This is a genomic window from Clostridioides sp. ZZV14-6387 (genome assembly GCF_020657835.1).
Lineage (GTDB): Bacteria > Bacillota > Clostridia > Peptostreptococcales > Peptostreptococcaceae > Clostridioides > Clostridioides difficile_A.
This window is the reverse complement of the sequence record NZ_JAGWCW010000020.1, coordinates 14,174-39,433: the sequence shown is the minus strand read 5'-3', so window position 1 is coordinate 39,433 and position 25,260 is coordinate 14,174. Positions and strand designations below refer to the sequence as shown.

Genomic DNA, 25,260 nt, shown 5'->3' with positions numbered 1-25,260 from the left:
AATCCTAGTGAATATAATTTATAATAATTTCGAGCTAAATTTATTAGCCAAAATAATAAACTAATGATTACTTACCTTCTGCATCTTTTTGATTCTTCTTTTCTACCCAGCCTTCTTTAATAACTTGTCTTTCTCTAGCTATTGCCAAAGCTCCATCTGGAACATCGTGTGTTATTGTTGAACCAGTTGCTATATATCCTTTTTCTTCTACAACTACTGGTGCAACTAGGTTAGAATTTGAACCTATAAATGCATTATCTTTTACTATTGATTTAAATTTATTTTTACCATCATAGTTTACAAAGACTACTCCACATCCAATGTTTACATTTTTACCAACATGTGCGTCTCCTATGTAAGAAAGATGAGATGCCTTTGAACCATCTTCTATAACAGCATTTTTTACTTCAACAAAATCGCCTATTTTTACGTTGTTTCCTAAGTTACTCTTTGGTCTTAGATATGCATATGGACCAATAGTAGTATTTTCTCCAACTTTACTATCAATTATAGTTGAATTTTTTACTTCTGTACCATCACCTATTTCTGAATTTGTTATAGATGAATTTGTCCCAATTATACAATCTGAACCTATCTTTGTTTTCCCTTGTAACATAACTCCTGGATATATTATAGTATCATTACCTATCTCAACATCAGATTCTATATAGGTAGAGTTAGTGTTTATTATAGTCACTCCATTTACCATATGAGATTCATTTATTCTTCTTCTCATAATCTCTTCTGCTTTTGATAATTCTACTCTTGAATTAACACCCATAAGCTCTTCAATAGTTGAACCTGCAAATGCACCAACTTTAAGACCTTTATCTCTCATTATTTTAGCAGTATCAGTTAAATAATATTCGCCTTGTGCATTGTTATTATTTAACAAATCTAATGCTTCTCTAAGACTCTTACCATTGAAACAATAAATTCCAGAGTTTATCTCACTTATCATTTTTTCTTCTGAATTTGCATCTTTTTGTTCCACTATTCTGAGAAGGTCACCCTTCTTATCTCTTATTATTCTACCATAACCTGTTGGGTTTCCAACTCTTGTTGTAAGAACTGTGGCATGATAGTTATTTTCTATATGATATTCAAATAATTTTTTTAATGTCTCTTCCTTTATAAGTGGAGTATCTCCACAAAGTACAACTATTATATCTTCATCATTAATATATTCTTTAGCCATCTTTACAGCATGTCCTGTTCCAAGCTGTTCTGTTTGCATAGCTATTATAGTTTCTTCTGCTAGTTTTTCTTTTACTACCTCAGCTTCATGTCCCAAAATCACAACAGTATCTTTTACACCAGATTTTTTTGAAACATCTATAATATGGTTGACCATTTCTTTTCCACATACTTTATGAATAACTTTTGGGTATTTAGACTTCATTCTTGTTCCTTTACCTGCGGCAAGGATTATAGCTTTAAAGTTCATTGATACACTCCATTCAATCAATTTAATTTTATTCGTATTATTCTCTCAATCAATATACATTATAATACATTTATTTGACAATTTGTATACAACATATACATTATCACTAATAATATAGCACTTTTTTACTAAAAAGTACATATTTTAATACAAATTCTCCATTTAAAAAGAGCCTAAATGTTCGGGCTCTCTCCATTTTATATATTTATTATTATTCAGCAGCTACTTCCCATTGAACTAATGCTTCATGATACGCTTGTAAAACTGCATCTTCTAAAACTTGTCTCATTTCTGCATTTATTGGATGAGCTATATCTCTGAAATTTCCTTCGCCTACTTTTCTGCTAGGCATTGCTATAAATAGGCCATTATGGCCTTCTATAACTTTTATATCATGTACTACAAACAAATTATCGAAAGTTATTGAAACTATACATTTCATCTTACCTTCTTCTGTTAATTTTCTTACTCTTACGTCAGTTATCTTCATACCAAAATATCCCCCTTTGATTTTGACAGAAATTAATTTATATTAAAATTATTATCGCTGGAATAAATTAATATAAACTGTTTTTTAAGTAATTCTATGAACAACTAGGGATATCCTCTTTTTATTTTTACATATTTTTCTAAATATTTTTTTTATTAATCTTCATCTATCTCAAATTCAAATTCTGAATCTTCTTCCTCATCTAAATCTTCATTTCTATATTCATCTTTAAAAGTCTTTAAATTTGGCTCTACTACTATTTTGTCTCCATCGACATCCAACTGAATTAATGAGATATAATCTTTTACCATCTTTTCTGAAGGGTTTGTTGTAGATATGAATACTCCAGTACCTATAACTTCTGCACCAAATTCATTCATAAGGTCTACCATTCCTTTTATAGTACCTCCACCCCTCATGAAATCATCTATAATTATAACCTTACTGTCTGGCTTAAGGGCTTTTCTTGGCAAACTCATACTCTCAACCTTAGAGCTTCTATTACCACTCACATATGTCATACTAAGAGTAGGACCTTCTGATACTTTTATATCTTTTCTTATTATTACTAGAGGCAAATTCATAGCTTTAGCAGTCATAAGTGCCATAGGTATACCTTTTGTCTCCATTGTTACAACATAATCTGCATCTACATAATCAATATTTGAGGCAAATATCTTTCCTATTTTAGCAGCTATTGTAGGGTCATAAATTAAATCAATCAAGTATAAAAAACCACCAGATAATATTCTAGACTTGTCGCATATTTTCTCACATAATTCCATTAAGAACTCTGCATTTTCTGCTATAGAAGTTTTAGGTATATATTTTACTCCTCCTGCTGCTCCTGAGATAGTTATAACTTTACCTAAATGAAGTTTTTCAAATACATTCTTTACAACTAATAAATCTTCACTTATTGTTGATTTTGCTGCATTAAATTGATTTGTAAAATAACTTAATGTATATATTTTATTTGGATTGTCAGATAGTATTTTAACTATCGCTCCAATTCTCTCTGTTCTTTTAAATTTCATTGCTATTTCCTCCTACAAGTACCTTTATATAACGTTAAACTAACTAATGCATAACAATTCTTATTGTGGTATAATATTACTTATGTTTTATTATATTCAAAAATAAAATACATATAATATTATATGCATATTAATTATAAAATATTGAACATTATATTATTATACCACAAAAATAGTTCATATTGTAGGACTTAATTAAAAAGAAAGGTGGTTTTATTATGAATATACACTTTATAGGAATTGGCGGTATCAGCATGAGTGCATTAGCTGAAATATGTATCAATAAAGGTTACCAAGTTTCAGGTTCGGATTCAAACGAATCATATCTATTAGACAAACTTAGAGACCAAGGGGCAACTATCTATATCGGTCAGAAAAAAGAGAACATATCAGATAATGTAAATATGGTTGTTTATACAGCAGCAGTTCATCCAGACAATGAAGAACTTATAGCTGCTAAAGAAAAAAATAAATTAGTAATGAACAGAGCTACTTTTTTAGGCCAAATCATGAGGGAATATAAGAACTCTATAGCAGTTTCTGGAACACATGGAAAGACTTCTACAACATCTATGTTATCTACAATCTTTGAATATGCAGATTTAGACCCAACTATACTAGTTGGTGGTAACTTAAGTATGATAGGTGGTAATGTTAAAATAGGTAATTCTGACCACTTTATAACTGAAGCATGTGAATATGTAGATAGCTTCCTTAATTTTAACCCTAAAATATCTATAGTCTTAAATGTTGAGGAAGACCATCTTGATTATTTCTCTGGTATAGATGAAATCAAGGCTTCTTTTAACAAATTTGGTAAGCTATTACCTCCAGATGGCTATTTCATAATAAATGGTGATGATGAGAATGTTGATGACATATTGTACGATGTTAAGGCTACTATTATAAAATACGGTAGAGACTCTGATAATGATGCTGTAATAAAAGATATTCACTTTGACAATGGTGGTCATGGAATATTTAAAATAGAATATCAAGGAAGAGACCTAGGAGAATTTGAACTTTCGGTATATGGTCTTCATAATATATACAACGCATCTTCTGCTATAATGGCAGCTCTTGTTTCTGGTATTGATTTAGAGACTATAAGAAAAAATATAAAGATTTATAAAGGCGTAGGAAGAAGATTTGAGACTAAAGGATATTATAAAAATGCTTTAGTAATAGATGATTATGCACATCATCCAACTGAATTAAAAGCTACTTTAGCTGCTGCTAAAAAATTAAAAAAATCCACTTTATGGTGTATCTTCCAGCCACATACTTATACTAGAACAAAATCTCTTTTAGGTGAATTCTCAGAAGCATTCTATGCAGCTGATAAAGTTATAATAACAGATATATATGCTGCTAGAGAAAATGACCCAGGAGACATACATTCTAAAGACTTAGTTGAAAAGTTATATCAAAACAATGTAGATGCTATCTACATAAAAGAATTTGAAGATATAGTAAAATATTTACGTGAAAATGTTAATGATAATGATTTAGTAATAACTGCTGGTGCTGGTCCAATTTATAAAGTTGCAGACTTGTTGGTTGAAAAATAATATATAAAAAGTAATTTAGGCTATCAAATATCTCATTTGATAGCCTTCTTAAAATCTTATTTCTTTCCAATTTCAAATATCTCGTTTTTAAGGTAATCAAACAAACTTGTATGAACCTCATAGTAAGATACAGTTTTTTTAGAAGTGACTTTCACATAATCTTTTCCCATTGTTTCAACTTTTACAGCAAAATCATCACCTTTTATGTCTATAGTAAAGTTATATTCACTTCTTTCCTTACTTTTCTCAGGCTGAACTTTCCCTACAACCCTCTTTGAAATCATCTTATGTGCTAAATCATCGAACTTCCATCTATGAACTTTTTTAATTTCTTTTCCATGAGATATAGTTACTTCTTTCCAATCTTTATAGTGACTTAAGAGGTCAAATGAAGTATATATACTTTCATCTAAAAGCTTCTTAAAAGCACTCTTAGAATCAACTGGAACTTTATAATACTCTTCTTTGTTTACAGTATATACTCTAAAAAAGTTAAGGTCTGTAGAAAACTTAACACCATCATCAGAATAACCTTCGTAAACTGCTTCATAAGAAGATGTGGTATTTCTTACTTTCTTAAAATCTGAGAAAAAGAACTTTATCTCATCCCACATATCTTCTTCAATTTTTATGTTTTCTATATTCTTATCTGATATATAAATCTTCTTCTTCTCTTTTATTTGAGTCATTAAAGACCGAGTATCTTCTTCTTCTCTTTCTACTTTTTTTGGAACTTCACTTTTATCCTTTTCCATATTCAATCCTATTTTGAAGGATATAAAGTATATTATAAAGAAAACAACCACTCCTATTAATATCGCAGCTTTTTTCTTTAGTTTTCTTTTCTTACTCATTTAACCACCCCTAGAGTTTATAATCATAAAACAATTATATAACTTTTTACACTTTTTTTTAAGGTTTAATTATTTATTACACTTATTTCCTTGACAATTAGTACATGGTTCAACGTGAACCGTTATACCTTTTACAAATTCCATGTGTTTTATTATATGTTTTTCAAGTTTAGTAGCAATGTCATGACCTTGCTTAACTGTCAAGTTTTCATCAACACATATAGTCAAATCCACATATGCCATAGCTCCATGTTTTCTAGTCTTTATATCTCCTAGATTCTTAACGCCTTCTGTATCTGCTACAATATAGTTTAATTCTTTTATTTCTTCTTCATCAACTGAAACATCCATCAATTCATTAACAGAACTTATAAGTATATCTATTCCTACCTTAGCTACAAATATAGCCACTACAACTGATGCAATTGGGTCTAAAGGCTTAAAACCTAAAATAGAACCTCCTATCCCTATAAAAGCAGCTACTGAAGATAATGCATCTGACCTATGATGCCAAGCATCAGCTTTTAAGGCTGGAGAATTTATCTTTTTAGCAACTTTTATTGTTATTCTATATTGATACTCTTTTATCAAAATTGAAATAACTGATACTACTAATGGTAATATTGATGGAACACTTAGTGCATCTAAGTTAAATAAAGATTTAATTGCCTCTATACCTATTGTTATAGAAACAAATATAAGTAATATTGATAATACGAATGATACCAATGTTTCTGCTTTCTCATGCCCATAATTATGTTCTCTATCCCCTGGTCTAGAAGATACATAATTACCTATTAATACTCCTATCGAACTTATGATATCTGATGCTGAATGTAAACCATCTGCAATCATTGCACTAGAGTTACCAATAACTCCAGCTATCATCTTAATTATTGTTAATGCTATATTCCAAAGTATTGATTGTATAGTTATTTTATTTGCTTCCTCATACCTTGTTTCCATTTTTATTCCTCCTTCTAAAACGACTCTAATATTATATCAAAAACATACATCTGGATATAAATTAAACTTACTATTACATGCAAATGTATACTCTTTACTTTCAATAGAGATTATCAATCTTCTATAAAATGAAAAATCACCTAGCTTAAGCTAGGCGATATATATTATACACTATTATTTAAATTTATGCTTCTTTTATTATCTCTACTACCATTTTAGCAGAATCATATAAATCTTTTATAGCTATATGTTCGCTTAATGTATGAGCATTTTTCATACCTATTCCTAAAGTTATAGCTTCGATACCATTTTTACTTAATATATTTGTATCACTACCTCCTCCTGTAGATTCAGTATGACCTTCTATACCTAAGTTTGAAAAAGCTTTCTTTGCAAGTTTTATTATTTCAGAATCCTCACTAACATCAATTGGAGTATATGCTCTGTTTACATCTATTTCAATTTGAGCTCCAAAATCTTTGGCAGCTTTTTCAAAAGTATCTACCATATGTTTAGTTTGAACATCCAATTTATCTTCTTTTAAACTTCTAGCTTCTGCAACTATATTAACTTCACCTGTTACTATGTTTGTAGCTGTTCCGCCGTTTATAATTCCTATGTTAGCAGTTGTTTCTTCATCTATTCTAAGTAAATTCATATTTTCTATTGCTCTAGCTGCTACCATTATAGCACTTATACCAGCTTCAGGCTCAAGACCTGCATGAGCAGTCTTTCCTAATATCTTAACATTTATTACATCTTGTGCAGGAGCTTTTACTATTATTTCTCCAGGAGAACCTCCACTATCTAATACAAAAGCATATTTAGAATCTATTTTTCCATAGTCTAAATTTTTAGCACCAACTAATCCACATTCTTCACATATAGAGAATACAACTTGTATATCAGTATGTTCTATGTTATTTTCCTTTATATATCTTAAGCCTTCTAATATAGCTGCTATACCTGCTTTATCATCAGAACCTAATATTGTAGTACCATCACTTTTTATTATTCCATTTGCTTCATCCACTATAGGTTTTACTCCTATACCTGGAGTTACTGTGTCCATATGTGAACTAAATAATATTTTCTTACCTTCTTTGTTTCCTTTTAATGTAGCTATTATATTGCCAGTTTCTCCATTTGTTTTTTCACCAGCATTATCTACTGCAACTGAACAACCTATTTCTTCTAATTTTTTAACTAATACTTTAGCAACATTCCCCTCTTTTAAAGATAAACTGTCTATCTGTATTAATTCAAGGAACTCGTTTAAAATTCTTTGCTCGTTTATCATAATTTTCCTCCATAATATAATAGGTATTTCAACATATATTGTAGTGTAATATTTAAATATTATCAATAGTTTTTAAGTTTTTATATTACTTTCATTAATTTATTTTAGTAAAATGAAAGTTAAAGCTAAATTCTTGCATTTTCACTATTTCTATCTGACTATATTTCTTTGTCTAGAATCTATAAAACATAACCAATATCCTAAACTATTTGTTCTATTGTCACAAGCTTGGTATCTTAAGAATCCTGTACTTCCATTGTCTGGCTGTTCACTTCTATTTCCCGGAATAGCATATATATAATGTTTTCTTTTATTATATTCATCATATTGAACTCCAAATAAGTAATGTCTATATTTATATGAATTTAATACTGCATCACTATACATCGTATAATTCAACACATTTAAATATCCTAAATGTGGCATTGTATATCCACATAGAGTTGTAGGGTTTATCTCTATTTTCCACCATCTTGTCTTATCTATATAATCTGTCGCAAAAGGTTTTACTTCTCTAAAAAGTTTCAAACCTTTCTTTATTTGTCTAGGCATAAGTAATGTTCCAGCTTGTTTATTTCCACTATCTCCTTGACTTATTCCATTAGCTCTTTTTATTTTTTCAATATTATTTAACTCTTTTTGAGCTTTCTTTGATTTAGTAGGTTTTGAAGAAACGATAGCTTCTTCTTCTCTACTTATTTCAAAATCTTCTTCATCATCTTCGTCATATTCCTCATCATACTCCATATCTCTATATTCTTCTTGTGCTTTAACCTTATTATAATTTTCTATTTCCTTATAGTTATTAAATTCTTCTATTTCCTCATCACTAGAATCTTCTATATCCGTTCTTGCTTTTAACTCTCCCTCTTCAACGTCTTCATCATCTTCCCAATAATCTTCATACTCATCTTCATCATATTCTTCTATAATATATTCTTCATCGTCATTCCCTTCTTCTCTATCACTCTCTTCCTCAGCGTCTGACTCTTCATATTCTTCGTCTTCTTCCAATTCTTCATATTCTTCTTCATATTCTTCTTCTATCTCTTGGAATAATATGTCCTCATAATTTTCAATCTTATTTCCTTTAAATCCAATTAAAGGTATGTTTCTTTCATACAATAACGCAATACCTTTTATCTCATCATCGTAATCTTCTAAATCTAAAACAAATTCACCTCTTCCTTGTTCATTTAAAATTATATTTCCCAAGTCTATCAATCCATGGTCACCTTTTATTGCCACTGCTTTATACCCATCTTTAACATATTTTAGATTTTCTACATATAATGCAATAATTGCTTTTTCATCATTTACTTCAACTTTTGCAAAAGCTTTTGGCAGTACTCGTTCTTTGTATCTAAAGTTTATGTCTTTAGCTTCTAGTATTATATAGTCTCTTTTAAACTTTCTTTTAGAACCCACTGCAATCCCCCCTTAACACAGTTTCTCTAAACAATATATGTTGATAAAATAAAAAAAAGTACCTTCTATTTAGAAGATACTTTTGTATTTATTATATTTGAAAGAACTGCAAACTCTTCTATACTAAGAGTTTCGCCCCTTCTTTTTTCGTCTATATTAGCTTCTTTTAATATTTCTCTTATTTCATCTTTATTAAGAAAACCAAGTCCTCCCAACGAATTGAGAAGAGTTTTTCTTCTTTGTCCAAAAGATGCTTTTACTGTTTTAAAAAATAGTTCTTCATTATGAACATCATATTTTTTTTCAGCTCTTACATGTAGACCTATAACTGTAGAATCTACATTTGGTTGTGGTATAAACATATGTCTTGGAGCTTTTGCTACAATCTCTGTTTCACAATAATATTGAACAGCTATAGATAATGCTCCATAATCTTTAGTGCTTGGCATAGCATTCATTCTATCTGCAACTTCTTTTTGAACCATGACCACTATATCTGTTACAGGTATATCTTCTTCTAAAAATTTCATAACTATTGGGGTAGTTATATAGTATGGGAGGTTTGCCACAAGCTTAACTGGCCCACCATTTAATTTTTCTTTTATTAGTTCTTGTATATCTACTTTTAATATATCTTTGTTTACTACTTCTGTGTTATCTAAATCTGACAATGTGTCTTTCAGTATAGGGATTAAATTCCTGTCAATTTCTATAGCTACTACTTTTTGTGCTACTTTACCCATTTCACGAGTAAGTGTACCTATACCAGGCCCCACTTCTATTATATTATCGCCTTCTTTAATTCTAGCTCCAACCAGTATTTTATCAATTATATTACTATCTATCAAAAAATTCTGACCTAGAGACTTTGAAAATTTAAAATTATATTTTTGTACTACTTCTTTTGTTGCACTATGTGAAGATAGTCTATCCATTATTTACTCCTTTTAACTTATTTTAAGATTTAATTTTTTTAATTATACATATTCGTATGTATTTAAAATAAAGTATTTATTAGAAATATTTTATCTTAAATTAACCTGTTATTTTACATCCATTTTATATAATATTTTTCACATACTAAATATTACACTTAGAGCTGTTTTAATGCATCTATAAATTCTTCTCTTTCAACTCCATAATTATTCAATCTATTTAAAAATTGTTTCGCGTTTCCATATCCAATTCCAAGTATTTTGCCAAGTGTATCTCTTCTAAGTGATGCATCTTCATTGCCTATAAGACCATTTCTAATTAAATCAACTTGTTTAAATTCATTTCTTTTTTCTGTATTTTCAGTTCTGACTTTATTTAAAGCAGCTATTATACTTTTAGGAGTAGCATTTTCAATACCTATATCTCCATCTTTTTTAGCTTCTTCTCTTGGTAGAAATGCATGTTTACATCCTGGAACTTCTGATGCTATTTTTTTTCTTATTTTTTCACCTGCAAAGTCTGGGTCTGTAAATATTATAACACCGCATCTCTCATTAGCAGATTTTATACGCTCCATTACACCTTTTGGAAATCCAAATCCACCTGTAGTTATAAGTTCTGCATCTATTGCTCTCTTAACTGCTGTAACATCATCTCTACCCTCTACTACGATTATTTCTTTTATCATATAAATTCACCTTTTATTCATTTTTAGTTTTTCTTTACATCTCTTTATTTTAAAGTTTTTATTTGATTTAATCAAGGTACTAAACTATTTATTTTTATTTGAAAACATATCTTATAAAAAAATTATTTTATTAGGTGAATATAAACTTTGTCTTTTATAGCCTTCTTTCCAAGTATCATTAAAGATATTCTTCTGCATATTCAATCTGTAAATATATTTTCTTAATATTCATTATATCCTTCTGTCAATAGAATATTTATATATAAAAAAGTGAACTCCATCTATTAGAATTCACCTTTTTATATTTGTAAATTATCATTTTATTTTGATATAGTCTATTTTAAGTTACTTTACTACAAGTTTAACTATCTTTTTCTGTCTTTCCATCATATTTTGATACCCATTTATTTAGTATAGCTTCTCTATTTCTTGCTGACAATCTTAAATCATTATCTATCATTTGTTCTAATGGCTTTTTAGGGAACCCCTCTGGTATCGGATTTCCTGTATCAATTGTAGTAACAGCAAAATTCTTAGAATACTCATTCATTACATCCTTACTTATAGCCCAATCTAAAAATACTTTTGAAGCTTCTTTTATATTGTCTTTTTTTACAAGAGCATTTGATTCTAATTCCCAGCCAGAACCTTCTTTTGGAAATACAACCTGCACTGGATAACCTTCCTCTTTTAATTTTATACCTCTATTTCCAAAAGATATACCTATGGGATATTCCCCTGAAGCTGCTGATATAGCTGGAGCTGAGCCAGATTGAGTATATACACCAATGTTTTTATGTAATTTATCCATATATTCCCATGCTTTTTCTTCACCCATTATTTGTATGAATGCTGATACGGTTAAATATCCTGTTCCCGCAGAGGATGGATTAGGCATAGATATTAACCCTTTATATTCTGGTTTTGTTAAATCTTCATAAGAACTAGGAATTGGTATATTTTTACCTTTTAATTCTTTAGTATTTACTGTTATACCTGTCATCCAGGCATCTATTCCAACCCAAGAAGGAACTTCCTTATCATCTTTAAAAACAGGATTTATCTTATCAAGGTCTTTTGGAGCATATGGTTCTAACATTCCTTGGTCATCTAAAATTATCAAACTTGTAGCTGCAACACCCCATAATACATCTGCCTGAGGATTATCTTTTTCAGCAAGTAGTCTTGCTGTTATGTCTCCTACTGATGCTCTAAAAACATTCAACTTAACATCTGGATATTTTTCTTTAAACGTCGTTAAATATGTATCTATACTATCTTCTTCAATTGCTGTATAAACCGTTAATTCTCCCTTTGACTTATTATCAGACTTCGAATTTGATGAAGCATCACTGCACCCCGTTATTATACTCAATAAAAGTGTTGATAATACTCCTAAAGAAATTAGCTTCTTAAATTTCATTTTTGCCTCCCCTAAGCAACATCTTTTTGTTGCCATTTTTGTGTGTTATTTCTTAATTTTTTTGTTACAACTTCGTATAAAAGTCTTACTACTATATTTGTTAAAAGTACTAATACTGCCATAGCAGCCGATGGTCCTATATATCCTATTTCATCTAACTTTAGTATTGATATTGATGCTGTCTGAGTCTGAGGAGCATATAAAAATATTAATGCTGAAACAGTAACCATTGAATTCATAAAATAATATACCGCTATTTCAAGTATTGACGTTATAGACATTGGAATGGTCACATTAAAGAATACTTTGTAAAATGGTATATTTATAGATTTTGCAACTAGTTCATATTCTTTATCCAACATCTTTAAAGATGAATTTGAAGTTATAAAACACACTGAATAAAAATGAACTATATTTGCTATAACTAATATCGTTGTACTTCCATACAGAAAGTTTAATGGGTTATTTGATGAGTTAAAAAAAGTTATGTATGATATACCTAAAGCTAAACCAGGTAATGCCATAGGTATCATTGATAAAAAGTAAGCAATTTGTCTTAACTTAGGAAATTTATCTACCTTTTCTATCATATATGAACTAAAAAATACAAATATAGTTCCAAATATTGCTGTCAATGTTGATATTTTTAAACTACTTAAATAAGTTTTTATCCCATTTCCTGACATTCCTTTAAATCTATAATGCTCCATTGTAAAACTTAAATTATATGGCCATAGCTTTATAACTGAACCTATAACTGAAACGAATATCAAAATAAATATTAATAAAGTTATAAAACTACATGCTATTAAAAACATCCTATCTCTAAGCTTGTTTTCCTTAATTTTATATGGCATAGATTTTGCAGTTATAGTCATTCCTTGCTTTTTACTTGCCATCTTATCTAATGTAAAAGCTATCAATACAGGAATCAACATTACCATAGAAACAGTTGCTCCCATTGGTATGTTAAATTGCCCTACTACTTGTTTATATATGTCGGTAGCCAACACATTATAGTTTCCTCCAACTACCTTTGCTGCCCCAAAATCTGTAAATGCAAGTATAAAGGATACAAAGAATGAACTCATTAGTGAATACTTTATACCTGGAATTGTAATTTTACAGAACTTCTTAAATTCACTAGCCCCCAAACTATCCGCCGCTTCGTAAAGTCTATAATCTGCCATTGAAAGTGCAACAGATAATATTAAGAATGCTTGTGGAAATGTAAATAGTATTTGAGAAATGATTATTCCTAATGGACCATATAATTGTACCTCAAGTCCCATAATTGTAAAAATTCCTTTATTTCCAAAAAGGTATATAAGTGAGATACCATATAGCATAGCTGGTGCAAAAAGTGGAAACATCCCCATTGTTTTAAAAAAGTTCTTAAACTTTATATTTGTTCTCGTTATTGCATACGAATATATAAATGCTAAACATAATGATATTAAAGATGAAACTGTAGATACAAAAATTGAGTTTTTAAATGATGCTATAAGACTTGGATTTTCAATATACTTACTAAAGTTTGAAAATCCTATAAAATTTCCGCTTATATCTAAAAATACATTTTTTAATAACGATACTAATGGAAATAATATAAAAACTGCCAATACACTTACAGAAAAAATTAAAGCATATTTTTGTATAATACTATCACTTATTTTTCTTTTGTTTTTTACTGTTATCATTTATTCACCTCTAGCTATTAAGCACATCCCTCTGATTTATATTCTATTATTCCTTCTGTAGGTATCTTAAAGTTTATCTTAGAACCTATGCACAGATTCATTTGTTCCATAACTTTTGAAACTACATCTATTTTTATTTGCTTAAAACAATGTTCAACTGTAATTCTATAATTAAATCCTCTAAATTCAATATCCAAAATCTCACCAATTTTTACATCCTTATCTTTAGAGTCCTCATTAAACTCTACTTTTATATCTTCTGGTCTAATAGCTATTTTATTAATGCCATCATCCATAAAATTTATTGTTCCTATAAAGTCAGCTACAAAAGGTGTGTTAGGATTTTTATACACTTCTTTTGGTGTTCCAATCTGTATTATTTCTCCACTATTCATAACCACCATCTTGTCAGCCAAACAAAGCGCTTCTTCTTGGTCATGAGTTACCATTATAGTTGTAATTCCTAGCTTTCTATGTAGACTTCTAATCTGCTCTCTTAGTTTCAACCTTACTTTTGCATCTAATGCAGATAACGGTTCATCAAGAAGTAAAAAGTCTGGTTCTAAAGCAATTGCACGAGCTAATGCTACTCTTTGTTGCTGTCCTCCAGATAATTGCGATGGATATTTTTTCTCATATCCACTCAATTCTACAACTTCTAGCACTTCTTTAACCTTCTTATCGATGTTAGATTTACTTATATTTTTATTTTCTAATCCAAAAGCTATGTTTTTGTAAACATTCATATTTGGAAATAGTGCATATGACTGAAAAACTATACCAAAATTTCTGCTTTCAGGTGGCAAATTAGTCATATCCTTATCATTTATTATTATTTTTCCATCATGTTTATCCTCAAGACCTGCAATTATTCTAAGCAATGTACTTTTACCACAACCACTTGGACCTAGTAAACAGATAAACTCTCCTTTTTCAATATCAATAGCTATATCTTTTAGCACTTTTACTTTTCCATAATTTTTACTTATATTTTTTATTTGTAAAAAAGACATTTATAACCCTCCACTTGAACTTAAATAAGTCTCTATATTTAAACTCTTACTCTCAAGTTAATACTTACCTAAAAGCAATCCACCTTTTATTTGCCTTATTTATATTCTCTTTTATCATATATTCTAGAATTACTTAACTTAAAACTTATATACCTATTTTAATAATCGGTTAATGATGTAATTACTTGATACATAATAGTTACGTTTTTGTCTTAATATTAAAAAATAACCTATTTTAATTTGCAATATTTCTGCTTCTAAATTAATACCAATAAATAGGTTGATTTGCTATAAGCTAGTACTTCAACATTTATAAATAAATATTGTGTTTTTGTTGGTTCTTAAGAATATCTTTTAAATTTTTTAACAACATTAAAAGAGCCTAGATATAAAATTTACATTCTAGGCTCTTTTTATTAGATTTTATTATTAAAATTTAACTCTCTTTTTCTGTTTTTCCATCATATTTTGATATCCATTTATTTAATATAGTTTCTCTATTTTTTGCTGCTGATTTTAAATCATTATCTATCATTTGTTCTAATGGCTTTTTAGGGAATCCTTCTGGAATTGGATTTCCTGTAGAAACTGTAGTAACGGCATAATTCTTAGAATACTCATTCATTGCATCCTTACTTATCGCCCAATCCAAAAATACTTTTGAAGCTTCTTTTATATCATCTTTTTTTACAAGCGCATTTGCTTCTATATCCCATCCAGAACCTTCTTTTGGAAATACAACTTCTACTGGATAGCCTTCCTCTTTTAGTTTTATACCTCTATATCCAAAAGATATACCTATAGGGTATTCTCCAGAAGCTGCTGATGTAGCTGGAGCTGAACCAGATTGAGTATATACCCCAATATTTTCATGCAATTTATCCATGTACTGCCAAGCCTTTTCTTCTCCCATAATTTGTATAAGCGCTGATACTGTTAAATATCCTGTACCAGAAGAAGATGGATTAGGCATAGATATAAGCCCTTTATACTCTGGTTTTGTTAAATCTTCATAAGAACTAGGAACTGGTATATTTTTATCTTTTAATTCTTTAGTATTTACTGTTATACCTGTCATCCAGGCATCTATTCCAACCCAAGAAGGAACTTCCTTATCATCCTTAAAAGCAGACTCTATTTCCTCAGAGTCTTTTGGAGCATATGGCTCTAACATTCCTTGCTCATCTGCAACTAACAAGCTTGTAGCTGCAACTCCCCATACAACATCTGCTTGAGGATTATCTTTTTCAGCAAGTAGTCTAGCTGTTATATCTCCTGTTGATGCTCTAACGATATTTAATTTTATATCTGGATATTGTTTTTTAAATGTTGCCAGATATGGTTCTATACTATCTTCTTCAATTGCTGTATAAACTGTTAAATCCCCTTTTGTCTTACTATCAGTCTTTGAATCTGAACCTGATGAGGCAGTACTACACCCAGTTATTACACTCAATAAAAGTGTTGATAATACTCCTAAAGAAACTAGCTTCTTAAATTTCATTTTTACCTCCCCTAAGCAACATCTTTTTGTTGCCATTTTTGTGTGTTATTTTTCAACTTCTTTGTGACAAATTCGTACAAAAGCCTTACTACTATATTTGTTAAAAGCACTAATACTGCCATAGCAGCCGATGGTCCTATATATCCTATCTCATCTAACTTTAGTATTGATATTGATGCAGTCTGAGTTTGAGGAGTATATAAAAATATTAATGCTGAAACAGTAACCATTGAATTTACAAAATAATATACTACTATTTCAAGTATTGATGTTATAGACATTGGAACTGTTATGTTAAAAAACACTTTATAAAATGGTATATTTATAGATTTTGCAACTAATTCATATTCTTTATCCAACATCTTTAAAGATGAATTTGAAGTTATAAAACATACTGAATAAAAATGAACTATATTTACTATTACTAGTATTGCTGTACTTCCATACAGAAAGTTTAATGGGTTATTTGATGAGTTAAAAAAAGTTATGTATGATATACCCAAAACTAATCCAGGCAATGCCATAGGTATCATCGATAAAAAGTAAGCAGTTTGTCTTAATTTAGGAAATTTATCTACCTTTTCTATCATATATGCACTAAAAAATACAAATATAGTTCCAAATATTGCTGTCAATGTTGATATTTTTAAACTACTTAAATAAGTTTTTATCCCACTTCCCAAGATACCTTTAAATGCATAATGTTCCATTGTAAAACTTAAATTATATGGCCATAGCTTTATAACTGAACCTACAACTGAAACGAATATCAAAATAAAGATTAATAAAGTTATAAAACTACATGCTATTAAAAACATTCTATCTCTAAGCTTGTTTTCCTTAATTTTATATGGCATAGATTTTGCAGTTATAGTCATTCCTTGCTTTTTACTTGCCATCTTGTCTAATGTAAAAGCTATCAATACAGGAATCAACATTACCATAGAAACAGTTGCCCCCATTGGTATGTTAAATTGTCCTACTACTTGTTTATATATGTCAGTAGCCAACACATTATAGTTTCCTCCAACTACCTTTGCTGCCCCAAAATCTGTAAATGCAAGTATAAAAGATACAAAGAATGAACTCACTAGCGAGTACTTTATACCTGGAATTGTAATTTTACAGAATTTCTTAAATTCACTAGCCCCCAAGCTATCCGCCGCTTCATAAAGTCTATAATCTGCCATTGAGAGTGCAACAGATAATATTAAGAATGCTTGTGGAAATGTAAATAGTATCTGAGAAATGATTATTCCTAATGGACCATATAATTGAACTTCAAACCCCATTGCGGTAAAGATTCCTTTATTTCCAAAAAGGTATATAAGTGAGATACCATATAACATGGTTGGTGCAAAAAGTGGAAACATCCCCATTGTTTTAAAAAAGTTCTTAAACTTTATATTTGTTCTCGTTATTGCATACGAATATATAAATGCTAAACATAATGATATTAAAGATGAAACTGTAGATACAAAAATTGAGTTTTTAAATGATGCTATAAGACTTGGGTTTTCAATATACTTACTAAAGTTTGAAAATCCTATAAAATTTCCATTTGTATCTAAGAATGCATTTTTTAATAATGATACTAATGGAAACAATATAAATATTATTAGTAAAACTACTGAAAAAACTAAAAAACATTTTTGTATCGTGCTATCACCTATTCTTCTTTTGTTTTTTACTGTTATCATTTATTCACCTCTAGCTATTAAGCACATCCCTCTGATTTATACTCTACGATTCCTTCTTTAGGTATCTTAAAGCTTATTTTAGAACCTATACATAGTTTCATCTGTTCAGCAACTTTTGAAACTACATCTAACTTCATTTGCTTAGAACAGTACTCAACTGTAATTCTATAATTAAAGCCTCTAAATTCAATATCCAAAATCTCACCAATTTTTACATCCTTATCTTTAGAGTCCTTATTAAACTCTACTTTTATATCTTCTGGTCTAATAGCTATTTTATTAATACCATCATCTATAAAATTTATTGTTCCTATAAAATCAGCTACAAAAGGTGTGTTAGGATTTTTATACACTTCTTTTGGTGTTCCAACCTGTATTATTTCTCCACTATTCATAACCACCATTTTGTCAGCCAAACAAAGCGCTTCTTCTTGGTCATGAGTTACCATTATAGTTGTGATTCCTAGCTTTCTATGTAGACTTCTAATCTGCTCTCTTAGTTTCAATCTTACTTTTGCATCTAATGCAGATAATGGTTCATCAAGAAGTAAAAAGTCTGGTTCTAAAGCAATTGCACGAGCTAATGCTACTCTTTGTTGCTGTCCTCCAGATAATTGTGATGGATATTTTTTCTCGTATCCACTCAATTCTACAACTTCTAGCACTTCTTTAACCTTCTTATCGATGTTAGATTTACTTATATTTTTATTTTCTAATCCAAAAGCTATATTTTTGTAAACATTCATGTTTGGAAATAGTGCATATGACTGAAAAACTATACCAAAATTTCTACTTTCAGGTGGCGAATTAGTCATATCCTTATCATTTATTATTATTTTTCCATCATGCTTATCCTCAAGACCTGCAATTATTCTAAGCAAGGTACTTTTACCACAACCACTTGGACCTAATAAACAGATAAACTCTCCTTTTTCAATATCAATAGATATATCTTTTAACACTTTGACTTGTCCATAACTTTTACTTATATTTTTTACTTGTAAAAAAGACATTTATAAAACCCCTCCTAAAGCCAACCTAAACTTAAATAAGTCTTCTCTATTTAAGCTCTTGCTTCCAAGTTCATAGTTATGCTGAGAATAATCTCCATGGTAATCTGAACCTCCTGTAATTACCAAGTTGTACTTCTTAGCATAAAAAAGTGATTCTTTTTCTAATTCTTTATTGTGCGAAGGATGATATACTTCTATACCATCTAATCCTACTTTTACCATATCTTCAATAGCACTGAAATTATCCATTTGACCAGGATGAGCTAATACACAAATTCCACCAGAACTCTTTATAGCTTTTATTGCATCTCTATAATCTACATACTTTAAGGATACATATGCCTTGCCATTTCCTCTATGAAACAATTCTTTATATAGACTAGAATATATATTATCTGTATATCCTTTATCTATGAGAGCTTTCATTATATGCTGTTTAAATATTCCAGTCCTTGATGAGTATTTCTTTACATCTTCTAGCGATATTTTGTACCCTAAATCCATAATTTTATTTACCATCTTAACAGATGCTTTATGTCTATCACATACCATTGGATTACATAAGTTTTTTATTTCTTGACTGTCTAAATCTATGTTATACCCTAGAATATGAACTCTTTTTCTATTTTTATAATCATAAGCTGAGATTTCTATCCCTGGTATTATTGTCACTCCATAATGTTCTCCAAGTACAAGAGCTTCATCTAATCCAGATAAAGTATCATGATTTGTTATTGCTAGTACATTTATATTCTTTTCTGATGCTTTTTTTATTATTTCTTCTGTAGTTAAATTATTATCTGATATACTTGTATGACAATGTAAATCCGTTAACAATATTTATACCTCCCTTTTATAAACTGTATTTCCATTTACAATAGTATTTACAATCTTTGGATACTCACTATCAATATCTAACAAAACTAAATCGGCTTTTTTATTTTCTTTTATGCTACCTCTTTCATCATATATGCCTACTGCTTTAGCTGGATTTGAAGTAAATAAATTGACTGCTTTATTTAAATTGTTAGTTTTTTCTGCAACTATACACATAGATTTTATCATAGCTGATGGAAGATAATCTGAACAAACAATATCACAACAATCTTCCAATATAGCATCCATTGCTTTTAAGTTGTTATTATGAGATTTTCCCCTTACAATATTAGGTGCTCCTAAACAAGTTAAGACTCCTAGCTTCTTTGAATGTTTTGCAACCTCAAGAGTTATAGGAAATTCAGATACATTGACGCCTATATTTTTTATAAAATCTACCTTTTCTAACGTATCATCATCATGTGAAGCAATATTTATGTTTTTATTTTTTGCTTTTCCTATAACATTAGCTATTTTATTCCAGTCCAAATTATCATGTAAATCTACTAAACCATTTAGCCATGTATCAATATAATTTTCTGTAACTCCCCATACTTTAGTAGCATACTCTCTATAAAATGCTGGATTTGTATATTGACCTTGGCCTGGAGAATGGTCCATTATTGATAAATAGTCTATTTTATTTTGTTCCAATAATTCTGAAACCTTATCTAAACCTTCATGATATAATACTTCATATCTTAAATGTACTTTATGATTTATACTCTTACTATCTATGTTTTTATATGAATCGATATTTTCAATCATCTTTAAAGAATTATCAATACTTCTAACTCCTACTCCATCTCCTAAAGATATAGAATGATAAACTGTAGTTATTCCATTTGCAGGTAGTTTTTTATCAAGCTCATAAAATGCCATATTAAATGGTAATAATGTACTTGGTCTTGGCTCTATTTCCTTTTCAATGGCATCACTATGAATATCTATAATACCAGGTATGACATATAAGTTTTTTGCATCTATTATTTCATCTATCTCATTAAAATCAAATGCATAATCAATCTTATCATTTGATACTTTTTTTATTGTATCTCCTTCTATAATTAAATGAGCATTTTCAAGTATTATATCCTCTAATACAATATTTGCATTATGAATTAGTTTTATCATCTAGGCTACCCCACTTTCACTCATAGTCCCTTTTGCCATAGTAAAGGTCTTATCTATAACAGTTTCCATAAATTCTATGTCATGGAAAATTCCTATCATTGTAGTTCCTTGACTTTTAAGTTCCAACATTTTTTCTTTTACATATATTTTAGATTGATTATCAAGTGATGCAGTTGGTTCATCAAGTAACAAGAGTCTAGGCTTTTTAACCATCGCTTGAGCAAGATTTAATCTTAGCTTTTCTCCACCAGAGAAATTATTTGGATAAGCATCCCATAAATTTTCCTTTATTTCAAATTGATTGAGTATATCCTTTGCCATGTCATATGCACAAATCTTTTCAAATCCGCTCTCAATTAATGAATGTACTACTAGTTCAATTGCAGTTATACGTGGCAGTGTCTTTAAAAACTGTGATACATACCCTATTTCCTTTTTTCTAAGGTTTATCATTTCTCTGTCCCCAATTTTAGCTAAGTCTACATTTCCATATATTTCTGAGTTAAATATTATTTCTCCAGTTGTTGGTATGTATGTTTTATAAATACTTTTTAATATAGTTGATTTACCTGCTCCAGATTTACCTATTATTCCTAAGAACTCCCCTTTTAAAACTTCAAAATTTATATTATTACATGCTTTTATAGTCTTGTTTAATGCATGTAGTTCAAAATCTTTACTAAAATTATTTACCTTAAGTATAGTTTCTTTCATTTTATTTAAAGCCCCCATTTTACTTATTTACAAACAATATTTATAACAGTGAATTTATAAGTTGCTGAGTGTATGGGTGTTGTGGGTCTTCCATTATTTGGTCTGTAAGACCAGACTCAATCACACTTCCATTTTTCATTACAATTGTTCTATCTGCAAGCATCTTGATAACATCAAAGTCATGAGATACAACTACCATAGAAATCTTTAATTCTCTTTGAATTTCTCTTATTAAATCCAACACTTCTGCTTGTACAGATACATCTAAACCTGTTGTAACTTCATCTAGTAACAATATTGGAGGATTATTTGAAAGAGCTTTTGCTATTTGAACTCTCTGTTGCATTCCTCCACTAAAATATTTTGGTTTATGGTCTATTCTCTCTACAGGTATATTAGTTTTTATTAGAAGCTCTTTGGCTCTATCTCTTATTTTTTCAACATTATACAAGTTTGCCATTAATAATTTTTCTGCTATATTGCCACCACTGCTAAAGTCCAAATTTAAACCAAGATGAGGATTTTGATACACAATACCCATAAAGTGATTCTTTATATATCTCTTTTTCTGGTCTGAAAGCTCTAATATATTTTCATCTTTATTGTAATGTGATATATATACTTCTCCACTATTTGCATGTTCTTGAAAAAACAGTATCTTTAACAATGTACTTTTTCCTGAGCCAGATTCACCTACAATCCCAAGGACTTCTCCTTCATAAAGTTCCAGACTTACATTATTACATGCGACTATAGAACCACAATATTTACATATATTATTGCTTTCATATCCTGTACTTTCAAAACACTTCTCACATCCATCTCCATAAATAAGATTGATATTTCTTCCTATTAATACTTGTTTGTCTATGTTTTCTACTCTTTTCGTTTTATTTATATTACTCATTCCAAGCACCTCCGATTGTCACATCTACACCGTTATTTCTTAACCTAACTTTTTCACAATAACTTGTATCTGAGCAACTATAGTACTTTTCATTGGTGTCACTATCGTATACTTCATCCAAAAATGTATTTGTACTTTTACATAAACTACAATGCTTTCCTTCAAATTTTTCCTCTTCAAATTTGTAATCTTCAAATTCTAAAGGTTCCACTTTTGTGTATGGAGGAATTGCGTATATCCTTTTTTCTCTCCCTGCTCCAAATAAGAATAAATTATCTGACATGTTTAATTTTTTTATGTCGAACCTTGGTATTGGAGATGGATTCATTAAATATCTATCATTTACTTTACATGGGTATTCCGCAGCTATTGATATATCATCAAATCTTACTATATCTTCATAAAGATATACCCACATCCTACTGTAATCTTCTTCTGAATGCATTCTTCTCGTTTCGACTTCACTAGGTTCCACTATTCTAAGTGTTTCTGGTATTGGTACTTGAAATATTAGTATTTGGTTAGATTTTAGTTTTTCTTCTGGTATTCTATGTCTTGTTTGAATCAGTGTAGATTCTAACGTATCTTTTGTAGTTTCTACATTACTTACACCTGCAACGAAACTCCTTATATTACAAGCATTTGTAGAATCATCACTTCCCTGGTCAATTACTTTTACTACATCATTTTTACCAATTAATGATAGTGTTAATTGTAAACCTCCAGTACCCCATCCCTTAGCTATAGGCAACTCTCTTGAACCAAAAGGAACTTGATAACCAGGTATTGATACTGCTTTTAATATCTTTCTTCTTATTTCCTTTTTTGTGTTTTCGTCTAAAAAACCATAGTTATATATCACCTAAACTTACCTCCATAAACTATTTTATTCTTTCTACATCCGCTTTAAAATCTACATAATGAGGAAGTTTAAAGTGAGATATAAATCCTAATGAATCTATTCCATCTATATGAAGTAATACAAATTCTTCATCTTGTGCTAGTTTTTCACTATTTGGTTCTAGAGATTTATCCAGTATAGCCATAGATATAGCCTTATTCTCATTGTTCCCCATACAAAGACCATATCCTAAAGACATTTTATTTTTATCTCCCAAATTGTTTTTAGAATTTTCAGTCTTATTCTGTGATGCTTTGGATACTATTTCACATTCAGTAACCAACATATCACCTATTGTTATTTGCTCATCTTCATAGATTGGATGTTTTATTTTTACAGATACATTACCTGTTCTAAGTTCACTTATATATGGATGTTCATCACCAAACCCTCTTACAATAGCATAAGCAAATCCTGATACTACTCCACTTTCACCTCTAGTTAAAGCCTGTAATTTTGCTGACCTAGAAACTGGAAATCTTAGACTATTCCTTGTAATATCATCTATCACTTCCTCTGATTTATCTGAACACACTTCTTCTTGCAATAAATTTTCTTCTCTAAATATATTAGATATCTTTGTAAACTTAGGGATTTCATCTACTTTTTCTAATTCATTTATAAAATTATTTTTAAATTCTCTATTCTTTTTCTCATCTTCTTCTAATAATTCTACATTTAGTATTCTATTCTCATAATCTCTTGTTGCTCCAAGGTATTGCCCTCCTGGTATGTCTTTAAATGTAGCTGATATTCTTCTCTTTATTCTCATTTCTTCTGTGTTTATAGGTTGTGAATATGTAACTCTAGGCATTGTTGACCTTAAAGCTCTTATATAAAAAGATGCTTCTAATATATCACCTTGAGCTTGTTTTATAGCTAAGGCAGATAATTCCTTATTGTATAAACTTCCTTCAGACATTACTTTGTCTACAGCATAAGACATCTGTTCCTTAATCTGCTTTACATCTATAGGTAAACTCTCTCCTTTTACTCTATAAAATTCAAGTATATTTTTAGCCTGTAATATAGCTTCTTCTCCACCTTTAACTGCTACATAAGCCATTGTTATAGTACCTCCCAACTTAATTTTGATGACCTTGGTATAAAAGCAAGTTCTCCCTTTTTATCTACTAAAATTAAATCTACTCCTATTGGATAATCTTTATTTATAGTAGACAACCTCTCTAGAAATTCTTTTTTAATGCCATGTAAATAGAGACTATTTTTAGATTTTATACCAGGACCACTTAAATCAAGCTTTATATACTTAGTTTGATAATCTATTGATAAATCATTTACTTGATGTATTATGGTAGCACTCTCATCAGGATATTCAAAAGAACCTATTCTAACTTCTAGTATATCTATTTCTGAATTAGTATCTAAAAATATATAATCTGACCTTTTATAATCTGCTTGATTTGACATTGTAAGTGCTCTTATATTTTTTATATCTTCTTGTGTATGATTCTCTACATAGAAGGTAACTTCTTGGTCTAATAGAGTAATTGCTATACCAATTGCTCCATTTGATAGTTTTGTATTATTTTCTATATTTATATTATCTATATTATTTAATTTCCCAGGAAATGAAGCACTATCTAGCAGTTTTCTATATATTTCTTGTGTATAATTTACCATGACTCTCCTCCTAT

23 protein-coding genes are annotated in these 25,260 nt (G+C 29.4%); 1 reads left to right on the top strand and 22 read right to left on the bottom strand.

Features of this window, described 5'->3' with window-relative positions:
- Window positions 1-67 precede the first annotated feature (67 nt).
- The 3 genes from glmU to purR all read right to left on the bottom strand — a co-directional run bounded on the left by glmU (window position 68) and on the right by purR (window position 2,974).
- Window positions 68-1,447: a bifunctional UDP-N-acetylglucosamine diphosphorylase/glucosamine-1-phosphate N-acetyltransferase GlmU gene (glmU, locus tag KGF38_RS13380; RefSeq protein ID WP_227832454.1), complete on the bottom strand. Its 1,380-nt coding sequence runs from the start codon at window positions 1,445-1,447 to the stop codon at window positions 68-70.
- Window positions 1,448-1,658: 211 nt separating this feature from the next.
- Window positions 1,659-1,937: a septation regulator SpoVG gene (gene spoVG / locus KGF38_RS13375; protein WP_003421453.1), complete on the bottom strand. Its 279-nt coding sequence runs from the start codon at window positions 1,935-1,937 to the stop codon at window positions 1,659-1,661.
- A 155-nt stretch (window positions 1,938-2,092) separates the two neighbouring features.
- Window positions 2,093-2,974, bottom strand: a complete 882-nt coding sequence (gene purR / locus KGF38_RS13370; protein WP_054271952.1) for a pur operon repressor — start codon at window positions 2,972-2,974, stop codon at window positions 2,093-2,095.
- A 218-nt stretch (window positions 2,975-3,192) separates the two neighbouring features.
- Here purR and murC point away from each other — a divergent pair, with 218 nt between their 5' ends.
- Entirely contained in the window at window positions 3,193-4,545 is a 1,353-nt protein-coding gene (gene murC / locus KGF38_RS13365; RefSeq protein WP_054271953.1) for a UDP-N-acetylmuramate--L-alanine ligase, read from the top strand.
- Between the two features lie 56 nt (window positions 4,546-4,601).
- On the opposite strand, the gene KGF38_RS13360 is transcribed toward murC, so the two are convergent.
- The 19 genes from KGF38_RS13360 to phnH all read right to left on the bottom strand — a co-directional run bounded on the left by KGF38_RS13360 (window position 4,602) and on the right by phnH (window position 25,246).
- Entirely contained in the window at window positions 4,602-5,399 is a 798-nt protein-coding gene (locus KGF38_RS13360; RefSeq protein ID WP_074180078.1) for a hypothetical protein, read from the bottom strand.
- A 69-nt stretch (window positions 5,400-5,468) separates the two neighbouring features.
- Window positions 5,469-6,365 (bottom strand): cation diffusion facilitator family transporter, encoded by an 897-nt coding sequence (locus KGF38_RS13355; protein WP_054271955.1) that lies wholly within the window; start codon window positions 6,363-6,365, stop codon window positions 5,469-5,471.
- Between the two features lie 184 nt (window positions 6,366-6,549).
- Window positions 6,550-7,665, bottom strand: coding sequence for a M20/M25/M40 family metallo-hydrolase (locus KGF38_RS13350; RefSeq protein ID WP_054277753.1), 1,116 nt, complete (start codon window positions 7,663-7,665; stop codon window positions 6,550-6,552).
- A 150-nt stretch (window positions 7,666-7,815) separates the two neighbouring features.
- Window positions 7,816-9,093, bottom strand: a complete 1,278-nt coding sequence (locus KGF38_RS13345) for a hypothetical protein (RefSeq protein ID WP_219673897.1) — start codon at window positions 9,091-9,093, stop codon at window positions 7,816-7,818.
- Window positions 9,094-9,158: 65 nt separating this feature from the next.
- The gene (gene rsmA, locus KGF38_RS13340) at window positions 9,159-10,028 is read right to left on the bottom strand and encodes a 16S rRNA (adenine(1518)-N(6)/adenine(1519)-N(6))-dimethyltransferase RsmA (RefSeq protein ID WP_054271958.1); all 870 of its coding nucleotides are present in this window, start codon (window positions 10,026-10,028) and stop codon (window positions 9,159-9,161) included.
- Between the two features lie 158 nt (window positions 10,029-10,186).
- Entirely contained in the window at window positions 10,187-10,717 is a 531-nt protein-coding gene (rnmV, locus tag KGF38_RS13335) for a ribonuclease M5 (RefSeq protein ID WP_074180073.1), read from the bottom strand.
- Between the two features lie 361 nt (window positions 10,718-11,078).
- The gene (locus KGF38_RS13330) at window positions 11,079-12,140 is read right to left on the bottom strand and encodes a putative 2-aminoethylphosphonate ABC transporter substrate-binding protein (protein WP_074180072.1); all 1,062 of its coding nucleotides are present in this window, start codon (window positions 12,138-12,140) and stop codon (window positions 11,079-11,081) included.
- Window positions 12,141-12,151: 11 nt separating this feature from the next.
- The gene (locus KGF38_RS13325; protein WP_223195931.1) at window positions 12,152-13,840 is read right to left on the bottom strand and encodes a putative 2-aminoethylphosphonate ABC transporter permease subunit; all 1,689 of its coding nucleotides are present in this window, start codon (window positions 13,838-13,840) and stop codon (window positions 12,152-12,154) included.
- Window positions 13,841-13,857: 17 nt separating this feature from the next.
- Entirely contained in the window at window positions 13,858-14,853 is a 996-nt protein-coding gene (locus tag KGF38_RS13320) for an ATP-binding cassette domain-containing protein (protein ID WP_223195932.1), read from the bottom strand.
- Window positions 14,854-15,289: 436 nt separating this feature from the next.
- Window positions 15,290-16,357, bottom strand: a complete 1,068-nt coding sequence (locus KGF38_RS13315) for a putative 2-aminoethylphosphonate ABC transporter substrate-binding protein (protein WP_227832451.1) — start codon at window positions 16,355-16,357, stop codon at window positions 15,290-15,292.
- A gap of 11 nt (window positions 16,358-16,368) precedes the next feature.
- Window positions 16,369-18,057: a putative 2-aminoethylphosphonate ABC transporter permease subunit gene (locus KGF38_RS13310; protein ID WP_054271961.1), complete on the bottom strand. Its 1,689-nt coding sequence runs from the start codon at window positions 18,055-18,057 to the stop codon at window positions 16,369-16,371.
- A gap of 17 nt (window positions 18,058-18,074) precedes the next feature.
- Window positions 18,075-19,070: an ABC transporter ATP-binding protein gene (locus KGF38_RS13305; RefSeq protein WP_054271962.1), complete on the bottom strand. Its 996-nt coding sequence runs from the start codon at window positions 19,068-19,070 to the stop codon at window positions 18,075-18,077.
- Entirely contained in the window at window positions 19,071-19,907 is an 837-nt protein-coding gene (locus tag KGF38_RS13300) for a PHP domain-containing protein (protein ID WP_054271963.1), read from the bottom strand.
- A gap of 3 nt (window positions 19,908-19,910) precedes the next feature.
- Window positions 19,911-21,080, bottom strand: a complete 1,170-nt coding sequence (locus tag KGF38_RS13295; protein WP_074180070.1) for an alpha-D-ribose 1-methylphosphonate 5-triphosphate diphosphatase — start codon at window positions 21,078-21,080, stop codon at window positions 19,911-19,913.
- Entirely contained in the window at window positions 21,081-21,794 is a 714-nt protein-coding gene (locus tag KGF38_RS13290) for a phosphonate C-P lyase system protein PhnL (protein WP_054271965.1), read from the bottom strand. It lies immediately after the preceding gene.
- A gap of 40 nt (window positions 21,795-21,834) precedes the next feature.
- A complete protein-coding gene (locus KGF38_RS13285) occupies window positions 21,835-22,701 on the bottom strand; it encodes an ATP-binding cassette domain-containing protein (RefSeq protein ID WP_054271966.1) in 867 nt (288 codons plus the stop codon).
- Complete coding sequence (locus tag KGF38_RS13280; protein ID WP_054271967.1) at window positions 22,694-23,563, bottom strand: alpha-D-ribose 1-methylphosphonate 5-phosphate C-P-lyase PhnJ; 870 nt, start codon at window positions 23,561-23,563, stop codon at window positions 22,694-22,696. Before KGF38_RS13280 ends, KGF38_RS13285 begins: the two co-directional genes overlap by 8 nt.
- Window positions 23,564-23,582: 19 nt before the next feature.
- Window positions 23,583-24,668: a carbon-phosphorus lyase complex subunit PhnI gene (locus tag KGF38_RS13275; protein WP_054271968.1), complete on the bottom strand. Its 1,086-nt coding sequence runs from the start codon at window positions 24,666-24,668 to the stop codon at window positions 23,583-23,585.
- 2 nt (window positions 24,669-24,670) lie between these two features.
- On the bottom strand, window positions 24,671-25,246 hold the full coding sequence (gene phnH / locus KGF38_RS13270; RefSeq protein WP_054271969.1) for a phosphonate C-P lyase system protein PhnH: 576 nt from the start codon (window positions 25,244-25,246) through the stop codon (window positions 24,671-24,673).
- Window positions 25,247-25,260 lie beyond the last annotated feature (14 nt).

Coding starts and splice junctions, on each gene's coding strand:
- KGF38_RS13275 (WP_054271968.1), bottom strand. CDS start 24,668: ATGGCTTATGTAGCAGTTAAAGGTGGAGAAGAAGCTATATTACAGGCT.
- KGF38_RS13315 (WP_227832451.1), bottom strand. CDS start 16,357: ATGAAATTTAAGAAGCTAGTTTCTTTAGGAGTATTATCAACACTTTTA.
- glmU (WP_227832454.1), bottom strand. CDS start 1,447: ATGAACTTTAAAGCTATAATCCTTGCCGCAGGTAAAGGAACAAGAATG.
- KGF38_RS13305 (WP_054271962.1), bottom strand. CDS start 19,070: ATGTCTTTTTTACAAGTAAAAAATATAAGTAAAAGTTATGGACAAGTC.
- spoVG (WP_003421453.1), bottom strand. CDS start 1,937: ATGAAGATAACTGACGTAAGAGTAAGAAAATTAACAGAAGAAGGTAAG.
- murC (WP_054271953.1), top strand. CDS start 3,193: ATGAATATACACTTTATAGGAATTGGCGGTATCAGCATGAGTGCATTA.
- KGF38_RS13285 (WP_054271966.1), bottom strand. CDS start 22,701: ATGAGTAATATAAATAAAACGAAAAGAGTAGAAAACATAGACAAACAA.
- KGF38_RS13325 (WP_223195931.1), bottom strand. CDS start 13,840: ATGATAACAGTAAAAAACAAAAGAAAAATAAGTGATAGTATTATACAA.
- KGF38_RS13295 (WP_074180070.1), bottom strand. CDS start 21,080: ATGATAAAACTAATTCATAATGCAAATATTGTATTAGAGGATATAATA.
- purR (WP_054271952.1), bottom strand. CDS start 2,974: ATGAAATTTAAAAGAACAGAGAGAATTGGAGCGATAGTTAAAATACTA.
- KGF38_RS13330 (WP_074180072.1), bottom strand. CDS start 12,140: ATGAAATTTAAGAAGCTAATTTCTTTAGGAGTATTATCAACACTTTTA.
- KGF38_RS13355 (WP_054271955.1), bottom strand. CDS start 6,365: ATGGAAACAAGGTATGAGGAAGCAAATAAAATAACTATACAATCAATA.
- KGF38_RS13350 (WP_054277753.1), bottom strand. CDS start 7,665: ATGATAAACGAGCAAAGAATTTTAAACGAGTTCCTTGAATTAATACAG.
- KGF38_RS13320 (WP_223195932.1), bottom strand. CDS start 14,853: ATGTCTTTTTTACAAATAAAAAATATAAGTAAAAATTATGGAAAAGTA.
- KGF38_RS13360 (WP_074180078.1), bottom strand. CDS start 5,399: ATGAGTAAGAAAAGAAAACTAAAGAAAAAAGCTGCGATATTAATAGGA.
- KGF38_RS13290 (WP_054271965.1), bottom strand. CDS start 21,794: ATGAAAGAAACTATACTTAAGGTAAATAATTTTAGTAAAGATTTTGAA.
- KGF38_RS13310 (WP_054271961.1), bottom strand. CDS start 18,057: ATGATAACAGTAAAAAACAAAAGAAGAATAGGTGATAGCACGATACAA.
- rsmA (WP_054271958.1), bottom strand. CDS start 10,028: ATGGATAGACTATCTTCACATAGTGCAACAAAAGAAGTAGTACAAAAA.
- rnmV (WP_074180073.1), bottom strand. CDS start 10,717: ATGATAAAAGAAATAATCGTAGTAGAGGGTAGAGATGATGTTACAGCA.
- phnH (WP_054271969.1), bottom strand. CDS start 25,246: ATGGTAAATTATACACAAGAAATATATAGAAAACTGCTAGATAGTGCT.